Source organism: Micromonospora sp. NPDC051141, from assembly GCF_044455765.1.
Lineage (GTDB): Bacteria > Actinomycetota > Actinomycetes > Mycobacteriales > Micromonosporaceae > Micromonospora.
The window spans coordinates 179,956-193,240 of record NZ_JBITFD010000012.1 but is presented as its reverse complement, the minus strand read 5'-3'; the positions used below and the strand labels follow the sequence as shown (position 1 = coordinate 193,240).

Genomic DNA, 13,285 nt, shown 5'->3' with positions numbered 1-13,285 from the left:
TCGACGTTTCTCGGTGGCTCGATCGGTGTTACCTTGCGGTAACAACCAGGAGAGCAACCGGCCGGCCACGGCGGCTAGGAACCGGACGCCAACGCCCGACCGGCCCGGTTGTGCCGCGACGACAACGGGAAGCGGGCGCCGATGACCCGGACCGGAGACGCCCCCACGTTCGGCGCGCTGCTGCGCGACCTGGCCGGCGACCCGGCCGCCGTGGAGGAGGTGGCCCGGGCCGCCCGCGCGGACTCCCCGGAGGTGGCCCGCCTGCCGGCCGGCGAGGTCCGCCGCCAGGTGGTCCTGCTGCTGACCAGCGGGCTCGGCGCGCTGGAACGGCACGAGGACCCGGCCGGGCGGGACTTCACCGAGGCCCGCCGGCTGGGCGCGGACCGGGCGGCGCAGGGCATCTCCGTCGCCGGCCTGCTGCGCGGCGTCCAGGCCGGCCGGGACCGGGCGGTGGAGCTGGTGGTCCGGCACGGCCGGGCCGCCGGCATCCCGGACCAGGTGCTGCTGGAGGGGCTGCTCGTCATCGGCCGGTACGCCGCCGCGGTGGAGCGGGCGGTGGTGGACGGGCACCGCGCCGCCGAGCGGGAACTGGCCGGCGCCGGCGCGGCGGTCCGGGCGCGACTGCTGCGCCGGCTGCTGCTCGACGGGCCGGCCGGCGCGGCCCCGGCCGAGCTGGCCCGCTTCGGGTTACGGCCGGACGGGCGCTACCACTGCCTGGTCACCGCGCAGCCCGACCCGGTGCGGTCGTACACCCTGCACCGGCAGCTCACCCGGCACGGCGGCCTGGTCGGCACCGTCGAGGACCGGCTGGCCGGCCTGCTCCCCCGGCTGCCCGACGCCGCCCCGGCCGGCCTGCTGGCGCTGGTGGCGCCCGCGCAACCGCTGGAGCGGGCCCCGACCATGTACGCGCTCTGCCTGGCGGCGCTGCGCACCGCGACGCGTCGCCGGCTGCGCGGCCTGCGTCGGGTGACCGACCTGGCCGGGGAGACCGCGCTGGCCGCCCAGCCGGCACTGGCCGGGCTGCTGCGGGACGCGTTGCTCGGCGCGCTCGACCCGACCGACGAGTTCCATCGCGAGTTGGCCACCACGGCGCTCGCCTGGCTGGATCACGGCCAGCGGCTGGACCAGACCGCGGCGGCGTTGCACGTGCACCCGAACACGGTGCGGTACCGGCTGCGCCGACTCCGGGAGGTGACCGGCGGACCGCCGGTCGAGGAGGGCGCGCGGTGCACGGTGCCGCAGACCGTGCACTGGTGGTGGGCGCTGCGGAGCTGGCTGGACGGGTGCTGACCCACCGGCCTCACCGGCGGCGGCGCCGGACCCGGGGCCCACCGGGACCGGTCTCGGGCGTCGGGCGGGGCGGTTCGGGCAGCACGACGCCCTGCCGGGCGGCCATCTCCTCCACCAGCGCCCGCAGCCGCCGGACGTCGGCCTTCAGCTCCTCCTGCTCGGCGTGCTCGAACGCGTCGTCGTCGACGATGAGCCGGCTGGCGAAGTGCGCGGTGATCAGCGGGATGACCAGCAGCACCATGGTGGAGATGAGCAGCGCGGCGAGGAACCGGCCGGCGAACGTGGTCGGGGAGATGTCGCCGTACCCGACGGTGGAGGCGGTCACCACCGCCCACCAGACCGAGTCGGCCGCGCCCTTGTGCTCGGCGTGGCTGTAGAGCACCCCGGCCACCACGATCATCAACAGGTACGAGGTGATCAGCGTCCGGGGCGAGTTGGCGAACCAGACCAGCCCCCGGTAGATCCAGCGGAACGGCAGCAGCAGAAGATCCATGGCGTCATGCTGCACGGCCATCGCCACCCGTCGCTGTGCCACGCTTGTCGGATGACCGAGGTGATCTTCCGGGAGGCGGTCCGCGCCGACCTGCCCGACGTGCTGGCCCTGCTCGCCGACGACGTGCTGGGCCGCACCCGCGACCGGCCCGAGGTCGACGCCGCGTACGAGCGGGCGTTCGCCGATCTGGACGCCGACCCGCGCAACCACCTGATCGTCGCCGACGACGGTGGCGAGGTGGTCGGCTGCTTCCAGCTCACGTACATCCCGGGGCTGGGCCGGCACGGCGCGGAGCGTGCGCTGATCGAAGCCGTGCGGGTTCGCTCCGACCGGCGCGGCCGGGGGTTGGGCCGGTCGATGATGCGCTGGGCGATCGACCGGGCCCGCGAGCGGGGCTGCGCGCTGGCGCAGCTCACCACCGACAAGCGGCGCGCCGACGCCCACCGCTTCTACCGTGACCTGGGCTTCGTGGCCAGCCACGAGGGGATGAAGCTGGCCCTGTAGGGGGCTCGGCTCCCGCCGTCGGGGGAGGCAACGCGGCCGGCCGCAGACCAGGCTGGGGGCATCCACCGCCGAGGAGGTCCGATGCCCGCCGACACGCTGTCCCCGCCTGCCGTCCACCCCCGCGACGGCCACCCGCCGCCACGGTGGGCGGTCCGCGCCGCCCACCTGATCCCGCTCGTCGTGCTCCCGTCCGGGTTGTGGCGGATCGCGCTGGTGGCCGGTCTGCCGATCGGCGCCGTGGTGGCCGGCGTCCCGATCCGGCCCGGGTTCGGCGAAAGCGTCTACATCGTCGCGCTCAGCCTCGTCTCGGAGGGGTTGGCGCTGCTCGCGCTGGGCCTGGTCCGCCCGTGGGGCGAGGTGTTCCCCCGCCGGCTCCCGTGGCTCGGCGGCCGGCGGGTGCCGCCGCCGTTGGCGGTCACCGCCGCCACCGCCGGCGCCGTCGCGCTCACCGCGATCTGGGGGTACGCGATGTGGGGCGCGCTGCTGCACGGCAACGACCTGGGGTTGCCGACCGGTGGCTTCGCGCTCCTGGTCGGCTGTTACGCCCCGCTGGTGCTCTGGGGCCCCCTGCTGCTGGCCGTCACCTGGTCCTACCACCACCGCCGCACACCCCACGCCCCCCGACACCTTCGCGCCCTGATTCACGGAAAGCGTGGCCATCCGGGCCCGAATGACCACGCTTTCCGTGAATCTGCGCGACAGGGGTGAGGGGCTCGACTCAGTCGGTCACCAGGTGGCCGTCACGCAGCACCAGGGTTCGGTCGGCCAGCTCGATCAGCGCCGGATCGTGCGTGGCGACAAGCGCGGTCATGCCCCGGGCGTGCACCACGGCACGGATCAGGTCCATGATCGAGCGGCCGGTCTCGGAGTCGAGCTGACCGGTCGGCTCGTCGGCGATGAGCAGGTCCGGCTCGTTCGCCAACGCCCGGGCCACCGCCACCCGCTGCTGCTGGCCGCCGGACAACTCGTACGGGCGCTGCGCCGCGTGCGCGCCCAGCCCGACCAGCTCCAGCAGCACCGCCACCCGCTGCTCCCGCTCCGCCGCCGGCACCTTGGCCAGCCGCAGCGGCACCCCGACGTTCTCCGCCGCGGACAGGATCGGCACCAGACCGAACGTCTGGAAGACGAAACCGACGGTGCCCCGGCGCAGCGCCAGCAGTTCCCGCTCCCCCGCCGACGTCACGTCGTGCCCGGCCACCTCGATCCGGCCGGCGTCCGGCCGGTCCAGGCCACCGATCATGTTCAGCAGCGTGGTCTTGCCGGCCCCGGACCGGCCGCGCACGGCGACCAGCTCCCCCCGGCCGGCGGTGAGCGAGACGTCCCGTACGGCGTGCACGGCGTGCTCCCCCCGGCCGAACGTACGGCTCACCCCCACGACCCGGACCACGTCCTCGACCGGCGTCGCCGGCAGCACCACAGCCTGGTCGGTCATCGCTCGTTCTCCTCGGCGTACGTCCGGTCGCCCGGGCGGACCTCGACGTGGTCGGGTTCCAGGTCCAGCCGGACCCGGTCGCGCAGGGCCAGCGCCTCCACGAACGGCGCCGGCAACTGCATCCGGCCGGTCCGGTCGAGCACCGCGTACTCCTCGCTGACCAGCTCGGTGCCGCCGTCGGCGGTGACCCGCGCGGTCCGGCGTACCTCGGAGGCGGTCCGGCCGTCGCGGATGGCGACGGTCCGGCGGACCTGGCCGGACACGGCGTGGTCGTGGGTGACCACCACGATGGTCACGCCCAGCTCGGCGTTGATGGTGCGCAGCGCGGCGAAGACCTCCGCACCGGTAGCCTCGTCCAGCTCGCCGGTCGGCTCGTCGGCGAAGAGGATCTCCGGGTCGTTGGCCACCGCCACGGCCACCGCGCACCGCTGCTGCTCGCCGCCGCTCATCTGGCCCGGCCGACGGTCCGCGCAGTAGCCGACCCCGACCAGGTCGAGCAGCCGGCGGGCCCGCTCCCGCCGGTCCCGCCGGCCGCCGGACCGCCGGGCCAGGCGCATCGGCAACTCCACGTTCTCCACCGCGGTCAGGTACGGCAGCAGGTTGCGGCCGGTCTGCTGCCAGATGAAGCCGACCATGTCCCGCCGGTACGCCAGCCGCTTCCGGTTGGAGAGGGCGAGCAGGTCGTACTCGGCGACCCGGGCGATGCCGGCGGTCGGGGTGTCCAACCCGGACAGGATGTTGAGCAGGGTGGACTTGCCGGAGCCGGAGGCGCCCACGATCGCGACCAGCTCGCCGCGGTCGATGACCAGGTCGAGGCCCTGGAGTGCGACCACCTCGACGCCCTCGGTCTTGAAGATGCGCACCAGCCCGTCGCAGACGATGTGCCCGCGCAGCCGGTCCCGTCCGCCGGCCCGTTCGGCGGCGCGCTCCGCGGCACGCTGTTGCAGGGCGGCCAGGTCCGGCACGGCCGTCGGCGGTCCGGGATCGTGGCGCGGCGCCGGACGCGCCGAGCCGGAGGCGGTCGCGGTCATCTCAGCTCTCCTCTCCGAGCCGCAGCACCTCGCCGAGGCGCATCCGGCGGTTGTTCACGGCCTCCACGGTGATCGCGAAGCCGAGGGCCAGCAGGGCCAGGGCGGACACCCCGGCCACCAGGCCGGGTTCGAACGCCGGACGCACGGTCACCCCGCCGGTGAACGCGGGCAGTCCGAGCACCGGGGTGAGCAGCAGCGGCAGCAGCGCGCCGACCACCGCCCCGGTGAGCACCGACACCAGCACCAGCGGCGTCAGCTCGACCAGCAACAGACCGCGCCACTGCCGTCGGGACAGGCCCATGGTGCGCAGCCGGGACAGCACCTGTCCCCGGGACCGGGCGCCGGCGAGCACCGCGAACGCGAGCCCGAGCAGGCCCAGCACCGCGCCGCCGCCGGCGCCGAGCACGAACCCGAACACCAGCAGCCCGTTCACGCCGCTGCCGCCCAGCTCGGCGCGAAGGTCGGCGCGGGTGGTCACCTGCGGCGGCCGGGCCTTGTCCCCGTTCTCCACCGTGCCGATCCGCAGGTAGCGGCGCTGCCCCTCGGTCGCCACCCGGTTCACCTCGGCCCGGTCCGCGCCGGGCCCGGCCAGCACGAAGCCGGTGGGGGCGAGCGGGTGCGGGCCGTCCGCCGGCAGGCTCGGCCAGGGCAGCACCACGAACCGGGTCGCCTCGCGGTCGACGAGCGCGAACCCGTCGACGGTGGCGGCGACGCGCAGCGGCAGCCGGTTGCCCTGCACGTCCAGCCAGGCGGGACGGCGTCCCTCGGCGTCCGCCAGCCCCGCGTCGGCAAGCTCCGCGGCGACCGTCGGGGACACCAACGCCGGCAGTGGGGTGCTGCCGTCGCCGCCGCCACGCAGCGGGCCGGGCACCCGCACGGGTACGCCGGCACGACGGGCCACCTCGGTGAACCGGTCACCGTCGACCATCAGCACCCGCAGCTCCCGGATCGGGGCCAGCCGGCCGGCCCGGTCGACGTACGGACGCTGGGCCCGCACGGTCAACAGCGGGGCAACCGCACGGACGCCGGGCAGCGCGGCCAACTCACCGGTGGTGTCCGGCGTGAACCGCTCGCCGTCGACCAACAGGTCACCGGGGACGGCGCGGGCGGCGGCGGTGTCCCGGCCGGCTTCGATGCCGGTCGCCACCACCCCGCAGAACGCGGCGGTGGCGACCGCCAGCACCACCACGACCAGCGGCCCGGTGCTGGCGGCCCGGCCGGCGCGGGCGGCGCCGAGGAACGCGACGCTGCCGCGTGCCCGCGCCGTCACGCGGCTGAGCAGCCGCAACGGCCACGGGTACGCGCGCAGCGCCAGCAACGCCGCGGCCACCGCCAACAGCACCGGCACACAGACCAGCAGCGGATCCACCGATCCCGGCGTGAGCCCCCGCCGACGCAGCAGGAACGCCCCGAGCGCGGCGACCCCGAGCACCACCACCTCGACGGTCAGCCGCAGCGCCGGCGACCGGCCACCGAGGTCGGCGCGGCCGGCGACCCGACGGCCCACCGCGAGCGCCGCCAGCGGCGGAAGCAGGGTGGCCAGCACCGCGGCGACCAGCACCCACCGCGCCGACGCCCCGGCGCCGGGCAGCAGGCCGGCGAGCAGCCAGCCGATTCCGGCCGCGGCCGGCAGCACCAGGGCGGACTCGGCCAGGCCGCGACGCAGCACGTCGCCGGTCGAGCCGCCGCGCGCCCGGATCAGGTGGAACTCGGCGCGGCGGCGACGCGCGGCGAGCCGGGCGGCCAGCAGGGCGAGCCCGGCCAGCGTGGCGAGCAGGCCGGCGGCGATGACCGCCAGCAGCGTACGGGCGGCGGCGAGCGAGGCGGCGAAGCGGCGCAGCGGAACGTCCACGCCCTGGGTCAGCGTGACCGAGGCGGGCCGGGTCCGCTCCAGCCCGTCGATGCCGGCGATCAGCGCGTCGAGCCGGCCGGCGGCGAGCCGGTCCGGAGCGATCCGGTACCGCCAGCCGAAGGCGACCGGCCAGTCGGCGGCGACGGCGGCGTCGATGCCGGCGTCACCGGTGTAGGCGACGGCCACGAACGGGTCGCCGTCCCCCTCGGGCGGGGTGAGTCGCAGCATCGACGGCAGGGCGTCCCAGACCCCGTCGTCCGGGTCGTTCGGCCGCCACACCCCGACCAACTCGACCGGGCGGGACGTGGGCGGGCTGCCGTCCGGACTGAGCAGCGACATGCGGAACCGGTCACCGGGGCGGACGCCGAGCCCGGCGGCCACCGGGTCGGCCAGCGCCACCTCGATAGCGCCGGCCTCGGTGACGCCGCGTTCCGGCCACCGCCCGCCGGTCAGCGTGGCCGCCTCACGCAGCCCGGTGCCGCCGCGCAGGGCGAGGTCGATCAACCCCTTGTCGGTGGAGAGCGTCGGGCCGCGCAGCCGACCCGGCACGGCCTGCGCGACGTACCAGCGCTGCCCGATGACGTCCCGGACCGCGTCGGGCATCCGGTCCTCGATCGCGGCGAGCTGGGTCGCCTGCGCGGCGAACTGGTCGCCGGCGGTGAACGTGGCCGGCGCGGTGGCGTACGTGACGTCGCGCCGGGCCGCCGGCTGCCCGGCCACGTACTCGGTGAGCCCCTGGCCGGTGAGCCGGTCGGCGACCCGCGGCACGCCGGTGATCAGCAGCGCGGTCACCGCGGTCAGCACGGCGAGCAGCAGGAACTGCCCCCCGTACGCCCGGACCCGCCCGACGGCGCCTGGCAGCCTCATCGGTGCTCACCTTCATTCGCGACTGCGGGACTCCGCTGCGCTGCGTTCCTCGCGCTCATTGCTCCCCCCCGATCCGAAGCTGCACGGCGGCGATCCGCTGGCGGATGCCGGTGGTGACGACGGCGGCGAACGCGAGCGCGGCGAGCAGCAGCCCGACGGCGGTCAGCCCGACCGGCGGCCAGGGCACCGTGAAGACCGCCTCGGGCACCGGCCGGCCGGCCGCCGGGGTGAGGATCACCAGCGGCACCATGGTCGCCGCCACCACGGCTCCGACCAGCAACCCGACGCCGACCCCGATCGCGGCCAGGAACGTCTGCTCGGCCAGGTACGCGCGGGCCAGCAACCGGCTGGTCGCGCCGAGCGTGGTGAACACGGCGAACTCGGTGAGCCGGCGTCGGGTGGTGGCCCACCCGTCCACGGCCAGGCCGACCAGGGCCAGCAGCACCGACCCGAGCGCGGCGGCGAGCAGCCCGGTGCGGGCCCCCCGCCAGTACGGGTCCCGGGCGGCCTCCTCGGCCACCTGTCGCCGGTCGTGCAGGACGGTGCCGTCGGCTCCGGTGAGCGCCCGCGCGGCGGCGCTGTGCCCGCCCGGCCCGGTCCGCAGCCACCACTCGGCTACCGACCGTACGCCGCCGCGCTGCTGGAGCATCTGGCCGGCGGCGGCGGGCAGGTCGAGGAGCACCCCGTCGCCCTCGGTGCCGGGGACCGCGGCGACCTGACCGACCACGATGACGTCAAGCGTCACCTCGGCCAGCGACAGTTTGAGCGAGTCACCGGTGCGGACGCTCAGCGCCGCCGCCACGCCCGGGGTGACCAGCACCGGCACCGGCGGGGCGTCGGATCCGGGCACCACCGCGAAGCGGGACGGCGGCGTGCCCGCGTACTGGAGGAGCCCGTCGGGCACCCGGAAGCTCCGGGTGGCGTCCACGGTGGTCGGGGTGGTCTGCGCGCCGCCCTGCGGCCCGGCCGCCGGATCGACCACCCGCCAGGCGCCGGCGAGGGGCAGCGGCAACGCGACGCCCTCGGCGTCGGTGAGCCGCAGTCCCGCCACCAGCAGCCGGTACGAGCGGCCGACCACGTCGCCGCCGTCGGCCTCGAAGCCGGCCAGCCGCAGCGGGACGCCACCGGTGTCGGGCAGCGCGACGGAGAAGCGCACCGGCCGGCCGTCGCCGTCGGCCTCGGCCAGCCGCAGCCGCCAGGCGGCACCGGCGTTGGTGGTGAACAGCGCGGTCACGGCCACCGTGGGCGGCGTGTACCTGGTGTCCACCGGGGTGCTGACGGTCCCGGACAGCGTGCGCGCCGCCGCCGGCAGAAGGGTTCCGGCGGGCGCGCCCCGGCCGCCCGCCAACCGATCCAGCAGCGCGGCGGTGGACGCCGCGCCGTCGGCGTCGTCGAGCCGGAGCATCCCGCGCGCGGCGGCGGCGTCCAACGCGACCGCGGTGGCCGGGCGGGCGTCCCGACCCACCCGGATGTCGTCCCGCCAGGCCGGCAGCACCCGGTCCAGCCCGGGGGCGGCGGCCAGCGCGGCGGCCCGGCCGTCGGGGGCGGTGCCGTCACGTTCGGTCAACCGCAGGTCGGTGCCGACCGTGTGCCAGGCCTGGTCCCGCTGCGACCGCTCCCAGGACGCCACCAGCGACCAGGCCAGCGTGCTGCCGCCGACGGCGAGCGCGAGCAGCAGCACCGGCCCGGCGTGCGGGCGGCGGCCCGCCTGCCACATGCCGAACATGGTCGCGTTCCACGGTCGCCGGTCGACGAGCCGTTCGGCGAGGCGGGTGGCCGGCGGCAGCAGCCGCAGCGCGATCACGGCGCCGGCCAGCACACCGATGGTGGGCGCGGCGGCGAGCAGCGGGTCGATGCCGAGGCTGCCGTTCGCGCCGGCCAGCGGCGACGAGTACTGCCGTAGCTGGGTCCAGGCGAGCACGGCCAGCGCCACCAGGGCCAGGTCGACGCTGGCGCGTTGCACGGCCGCGCCCCGACTCGGTCGGGAGCGGGCGGCCATGTCGGCGACGTAGGTGCCGGCCCGGCGCAGGGCCGGCACCACCATGGCGAGCAGGCAACCGACCGCGGCGGCGAGCGCCACCAGCCAGACCCGGGCCGCGCCGCCGTCGGCCAGCCCCAGGTCCGCGCCGAGGTGCCGGACCGCCTGCCCGGTCAGCACCGGGGCCAGCAGCACGGCCGGCGCCACCACGAGCGTCGCCTCGCGTACGGCGAGCCCGGCGAGCTGGCCACGTGCGGCGCCCCGGGCCCGCAGCAGCGCGGTCTGGGCCCGCCTGTCCTCGTTGAGCAGCGCGGCGACAAGCACCAGCGCGTACCCACCGAGCACCACGATCAGCAGCAGCGGGGTGAGCAGGGCGGACCGGCCCACCAGGTCGGCCCGGCCGAGCCGGTCCACCAGCCGGTCCAGGTGGCTCACCTGCTGCGCGGAGGAACCCAGGCCGGTGTCCGTGGGCAGCCGCTCGGTGACGTCGGCCAGCGCGGCGGTGACGGCGGGTAGCCGGCCCGGCTCGACGCCGGTCAGGTCCGGGACGGCCAGCCAGGCCGCCGAGACCGAGCCCGGGAAGGTACGCGCGAAGTCCGCCGGATCCAGCGCGAACGGCCCGTACGAGGTGCTCGCCGCGTCGCCCTGGCTGTCGCCGACGCCCGGGGCGAGCCGCCAGTACGCGTCGGCCGGGTCGCGGGGTCGCCACGTGCCGACGACGGTCACCGCGCCGGGCCGTTCCGCCGCCCGGTCGAACAGCGGCACCCGCTCCCCGACCACCAGGCCGAGCCGCGCGGCCACCTTCTCCGGCACGGTCACCTGCAACGGAGCGGCGCCCGGCGTGGGCCACGTCCCGGCGGTCAGCTCGGCGCGCGCCGGCAGGTCGGCAAGGGTGGCGAGGTTGGCGAACATCGGGTCGTCGTCGGTGCGGGCGGCGCCCACGTCGCCGGTCAACTCCCGCCCGGTGCCGTAGCGGGCGGCGGCCACGGCGACCGGCACCCCGCCCAACCGGCCGGCGAACTGCGCCCGGACCGCGCGGTCCCGCTCCGCGAACGCCGCCGCGTCGGCGCCGCCGGAGCCACTGACCAGCAGGCTGCGCTCCTCGGGCGGGGCGGCGTCGAGCACCGCCCGGGCACCCGCCTCGACCGCCCGCCGGTTGTAGTCGGAGAGCCCGGTGACCAGCCCGACCGCAACGAGCGCCGCGATCGCGGCGGCGAGCAGCAGCCCACGGGCCTCGACCGCCCGCCTCCACACCAGCTTCATCCGACGTCCTTCCCTGGCCCGGGTGAGCCGATGACCAGGAAGACCCGCCACCCCCACGAAAAGGTTCGCGCCCGTTACATGATCGTTACCCCACCGCCCCCACCCGCCCCCACCCGCCGCCCCCACCCGCCCCCACCCGCCGCCGCCCCCCGCCCGCCCGCCCCGCCCGCCCCGCGGGGTTGTCCACAGGGGCGGACGGGGGGACGGGAGGCGCGGGAGGGTGGCGGGGTGTGGCGGTACGAGGAGTTGCGGGCCGGCGGGGTGAGCCGCGGGGCGGTGCGACACCGCGTGGAGGCGGGGCGTCTGGGCCGGCTGTCGAGAGGTGTCTACGGACGTGCGGACGACGAGACGGGCCGGCTACGGGCGCTCTTCCGCCGGTTGCCGCCCGACGCCGTGGCGGGGTTCCACACCGGTGCCCGGCTGCACCGCTTCGGTGCCGTGTCCGGCGACAGGGTGCACGTGGTCGTTCCGGCCGGAGGCCCGGTGCCGAGCATCCGGGGCGTGGCCGTTCATCAGACAGTCCTGCCGGTCAGGGACGTGGTGGAGGTCGCCGGGGTGCCGTGCGCGCCGGCCGCCCGCTGCGCCGTCGACCTGGCCCGGGTGCTCCGTCGGCCGGACGCGCTACCGGTGCTGGACCTGTGTCTACGGGTGGGCGCGTGCCGCCGGGCGGACCTGTTGGCGGAGGTGACCCGGCACGCCGGGCTGCGCGGTGTACGCCAGGCTCGCCGGCTGGCCGAGCTGGCCGACCCGCGTGCGGAGTGCCGGCAGGAGAGCCAGCTACGCCTGCTGCTGATCGACGCCGGATTACCCGCGCCGGAGCCGCAGCTCTGGGTGCCGGACGAGGAGGGCGTGCCGGTGTACCGGCTCGACCTGGGTTACCGCCGGCAGCGCGTCGGCGTGGAGTACGACGGCCGCTCCCACCTCGACCCCGACCGCCTGCACCACGACCGCTCCCGGCTGAACTGGCTGGCCGAGCACGGCTGGCGTATCCGGATCTACACCGCCATGGATCTCTACCGCCGCCCGCACCATAGCCGGAGGTCCGTCCGGGCGCTCCTCTGAATGCGGGGCAGGGACGGCTGGTCAGGACGGTTTCGGGCGGTCGCGGTCCTTGGAGGGCTGGACCCGCTTCGGCTCGCCGGGCATCTTCGGGTATTCCGGCGGGTACGGCAGGTCACCGAGACCGTCGGCGGCGTCCCGCTCGGCCCACTCCAGCAGCGGCGTGATGTCCCACGGGGCGTCGTCGATGCCGGCGTGCGGGTCACCCCGCTCGGCGAACCGGGCCGGCACCGTGCCCAGGTGGAAGTCGTCCGGGTCGACCTCGGGCAGTTCGTCCCAGTCGACCGGGGTGGAGACGGTGGCCCGCCCGTTGGCCCGCAGTGAGTACGCGCACGCGATGGTGCGGTCCCGCGCCATCTGGTTGAAGTCGACGAAGACCCGGCGGCCCCGCTCCTCCTTCCACCAGGCGGTGGTGACCAACTCGGGCCGGCGCCGTTCCAGCTCCCGGGCCAGCGCGATGGTGGCCCGGCGCACCTCGACGAACGTCCAGCGCGGCTGGATGCGCAGGTAGACGTGCACGCCCCGGCCGCCGGAGGTCTTCGGCCAGCCCGGCACGCCCAGCTCGTCCAGCAGCCCGCGCAGCTCACCGGCGGCGGTCGCCGCGTCGGTGAAGTCGGTGCCGGGCTGCGGGTCGAGGTCGATGCGCAGCTCGTCCGGACGGTCGGTGTCGGCGGCGCGCACCGGCCAGGGATGGAACACCACGGTGCCCATCTGCGCCGCCCAGGCCACGTGCGCCAGGTCGGCCGGGCACAGCTCCTGGGCCGTCCGGCCGCTGGGGAAGCTGATCTCCGCGGTGCGGATCCACGGGGGCACGCCACGGGCGGGCACCCGTTTCTGGAAGAACATCTCCCCCTCGATGCCCTCGGGGAAGCGTTGCAGGGTGGTGGGCCGGTCCCGCAGGGCCCGGGTGATGCCCTCGCCCACCGCCAGGTAGTAGTGGAAGACGTCCGCCTTGGTGAAGCCGCGCTGCGGAAAGATCACCCGACCCGGGCTGCTCAGCCGCACGGCCCGACCGGCGACCTCGATCTCCTCGACCGCGCTTCTGCTGCCCGCCATCAGGCGACCATATGCGATGCCACCGACAGCCGACGTACCGTGGAGCGGTGAGTCTTTCCGACAGTGAACTGCCCCGCACCGAGGACGAGTGGCGGGTCCGGTTGAGCCCGGCGGAGTTCCGGGTGCTCCGCGAGGCCGGCACCGAGGCGCCCTGGACCGGTGAGTACGTCGACACCAAGACCCCCGGCGTCTACCACTGCCGGGCCTGCGGGGCCGAGTTGTTCCGCAGCGACGACAAGTTCGATTCGCACTGCGGCTGGCCCAGCTTCGACGACGCCATTCCCGGCGCGGTCAAGGAGATCCCGGACAACACGCTCGGCATGCGGCGGGTGGAGATCCGTTGCGCGCGCTGCGACAGCCACCTGGGGCACGTCTTCGAGGGCGAGGGCTTCACCCCGAAGGACACCCGGCACTGCGTCAACTCGATCTCGGTACGGCTGGAGCCGAGCGGCGGCTGACC

General features: G+C 76.1%; 11 protein-coding genes. 5 read left to right on the top strand and 6 right to left on the bottom strand.

Annotated elements, in window-relative coordinates:
* The first annotated feature begins 141 nt into the window (after positions 1-141).
* Entirely contained in the window at positions 142-1,290 is a 1,149-nt protein-coding gene (locus ACIA6B_RS23030) for a helix-turn-helix domain-containing protein (protein WP_396776163.1), read from the top strand.
* A gap of 10 nt (positions 1,291-1,300) precedes the next feature.
* On the opposite strand, the gene ACIA6B_RS23025 is transcribed toward ACIA6B_RS23030, so the two are convergent.
* On the bottom strand, positions 1,301-1,783 hold the full coding sequence (locus tag ACIA6B_RS23025; protein WP_396776161.1) for a potassium channel family protein: 483 nt from the start codon (positions 1,781-1,783) through the stop codon (positions 1,301-1,303).
* 51 nt (positions 1,784-1,834) lie between these two features.
* Here ACIA6B_RS23025 and ACIA6B_RS23020 point away from each other — a divergent pair, with 51 nt between their 5' ends.
* Entirely contained in the window at positions 1,835-2,287 is a 453-nt protein-coding gene (locus tag ACIA6B_RS23020; protein ID WP_396776159.1) for a GNAT family N-acetyltransferase, read from the top strand.
* A gap of 81 nt (positions 2,288-2,368) precedes the next feature.
* Complete coding sequence (locus ACIA6B_RS23015; RefSeq protein WP_396776157.1) at positions 2,369-2,995, top strand: hypothetical protein; 627 nt, start codon at positions 2,369-2,371, stop codon at positions 2,993-2,995.
* Between the two features lie 10 nt (positions 2,996-3,005).
* On the opposite strand, the gene ACIA6B_RS23010 is transcribed toward ACIA6B_RS23015, so the two are convergent.
* The 4 genes from ACIA6B_RS23010 to ACIA6B_RS22995 are packed head-to-tail and all read right to left on the bottom strand — an operon-like array spanning position 3,006 to position 10,710.
* Positions 3,006-3,719, bottom strand: coding sequence for an ABC transporter ATP-binding protein (locus tag ACIA6B_RS23010; protein WP_396776156.1), 714 nt, complete (start codon positions 3,717-3,719; stop codon positions 3,006-3,008).
* A complete protein-coding gene (locus tag ACIA6B_RS23005) occupies positions 3,716-4,750 on the bottom strand; it encodes an ABC transporter ATP-binding protein (protein WP_396776154.1) in 1,035 nt (344 codons plus the stop codon). The genes ACIA6B_RS23010 and ACIA6B_RS23005 overlap by 4 nt, the downstream gene beginning before the upstream one ends.
* Position 4,751: 1 nt before the next feature.
* Positions 4,752-7,469: an FtsX-like permease family protein gene (locus tag ACIA6B_RS23000; RefSeq protein WP_396776152.1), complete on the bottom strand. Its 2,718-nt coding sequence runs from the start codon at positions 7,467-7,469 to the stop codon at positions 4,752-4,754.
* A 55-nt stretch (positions 7,470-7,524) separates the two neighbouring features.
* The gene (locus ACIA6B_RS22995) at positions 7,525-10,710 is read right to left on the bottom strand and encodes an FtsX-like permease family protein (protein WP_396776150.1); all 3,186 of its coding nucleotides are present in this window, start codon (positions 10,708-10,710) and stop codon (positions 7,525-7,527) included.
* A 228-nt stretch (positions 10,711-10,938) separates the two neighbouring features.
* Here ACIA6B_RS22995 and ACIA6B_RS22990 point away from each other — a divergent pair, with 228 nt between their 5' ends.
* Positions 10,939-11,772, top strand: coding sequence for a hypothetical protein (locus tag ACIA6B_RS22990; RefSeq protein ID WP_396776148.1), 834 nt, complete (start codon positions 10,939-10,941; stop codon positions 11,770-11,772).
* Positions 11,773-11,793: 21 nt separating this feature from the next.
* Here the strand turns inward: ACIA6B_RS22990 and ligD are convergent, their stop codons facing one another.
* The gene (ligD, locus tag ACIA6B_RS22985; RefSeq protein WP_396776146.1) at positions 11,794-12,825 is read right to left on the bottom strand and encodes a non-homologous end-joining DNA ligase; all 1,032 of its coding nucleotides are present in this window, start codon (positions 12,823-12,825) and stop codon (positions 11,794-11,796) included.
* A 47-nt stretch (positions 12,826-12,872) separates the two neighbouring features.
* Between ligD and msrB the strand changes: the two genes are divergently transcribed.
* Positions 12,873-13,283, top strand: coding sequence for a peptide-methionine (R)-S-oxide reductase MsrB (gene msrB, locus ACIA6B_RS22980; RefSeq protein ID WP_396776144.1), 411 nt, complete (start codon positions 12,873-12,875; stop codon positions 13,281-13,283).
* Positions 13,284-13,285: the final 2 nt, after the last annotated feature.

Coding starts and splice junctions, on each gene's coding strand:
- ACIA6B_RS23030 (WP_396776163.1), top strand. CDS start 142: ATGACCCGGACCGGAGACGCCCCCACGTTCGGCGCGCTGCTGCGCGAC.
- ACIA6B_RS23025 (WP_396776161.1), bottom strand. CDS start 1,783: ATGGATCTTCTGCTGCTGCCGTTCCGCTGGATCTACCGGGGGCTGGTC.
- ACIA6B_RS23020 (WP_396776159.1), top strand. CDS start 1,835: ATGACCGAGGTGATCTTCCGGGAGGCGGTCCGCGCCGACCTGCCCGAC.
- ACIA6B_RS23015 (WP_396776157.1), top strand. CDS start 2,369: ATGCCCGCCGACACGCTGTCCCCGCCTGCCGTCCACCCCCGCGACGGC.
- ACIA6B_RS23010 (WP_396776156.1), bottom strand. CDS start 3,719: ATGACCGACCAGGCTGTGGTGCTGCCGGCGACGCCGGTCGAGGACGTG.
- ACIA6B_RS23005 (WP_396776154.1), bottom strand. CDS start 4,750: ATGACCGCGACCGCCTCCGGCTCGGCGCGTCCGGCGCCGCGCCACGAT.
- ACIA6B_RS23000 (WP_396776152.1), bottom strand. CDS start 7,469: ATGAGGCTGCCAGGCGCCGTCGGGCGGGTCCGGGCGTACGGGGGGCAG.
- ACIA6B_RS22995 (WP_396776150.1), bottom strand. CDS start 10,710: ATGAAGCTGGTGTGGAGGCGGGCGGTCGAGGCCCGTGGGCTGCTGCTC.
- ligD (WP_396776146.1), bottom strand. CDS start 12,825: ATGGCGGGCAGCAGAAGCGCGGTCGAGGAGATCGAGGTCGCCGGTCGG.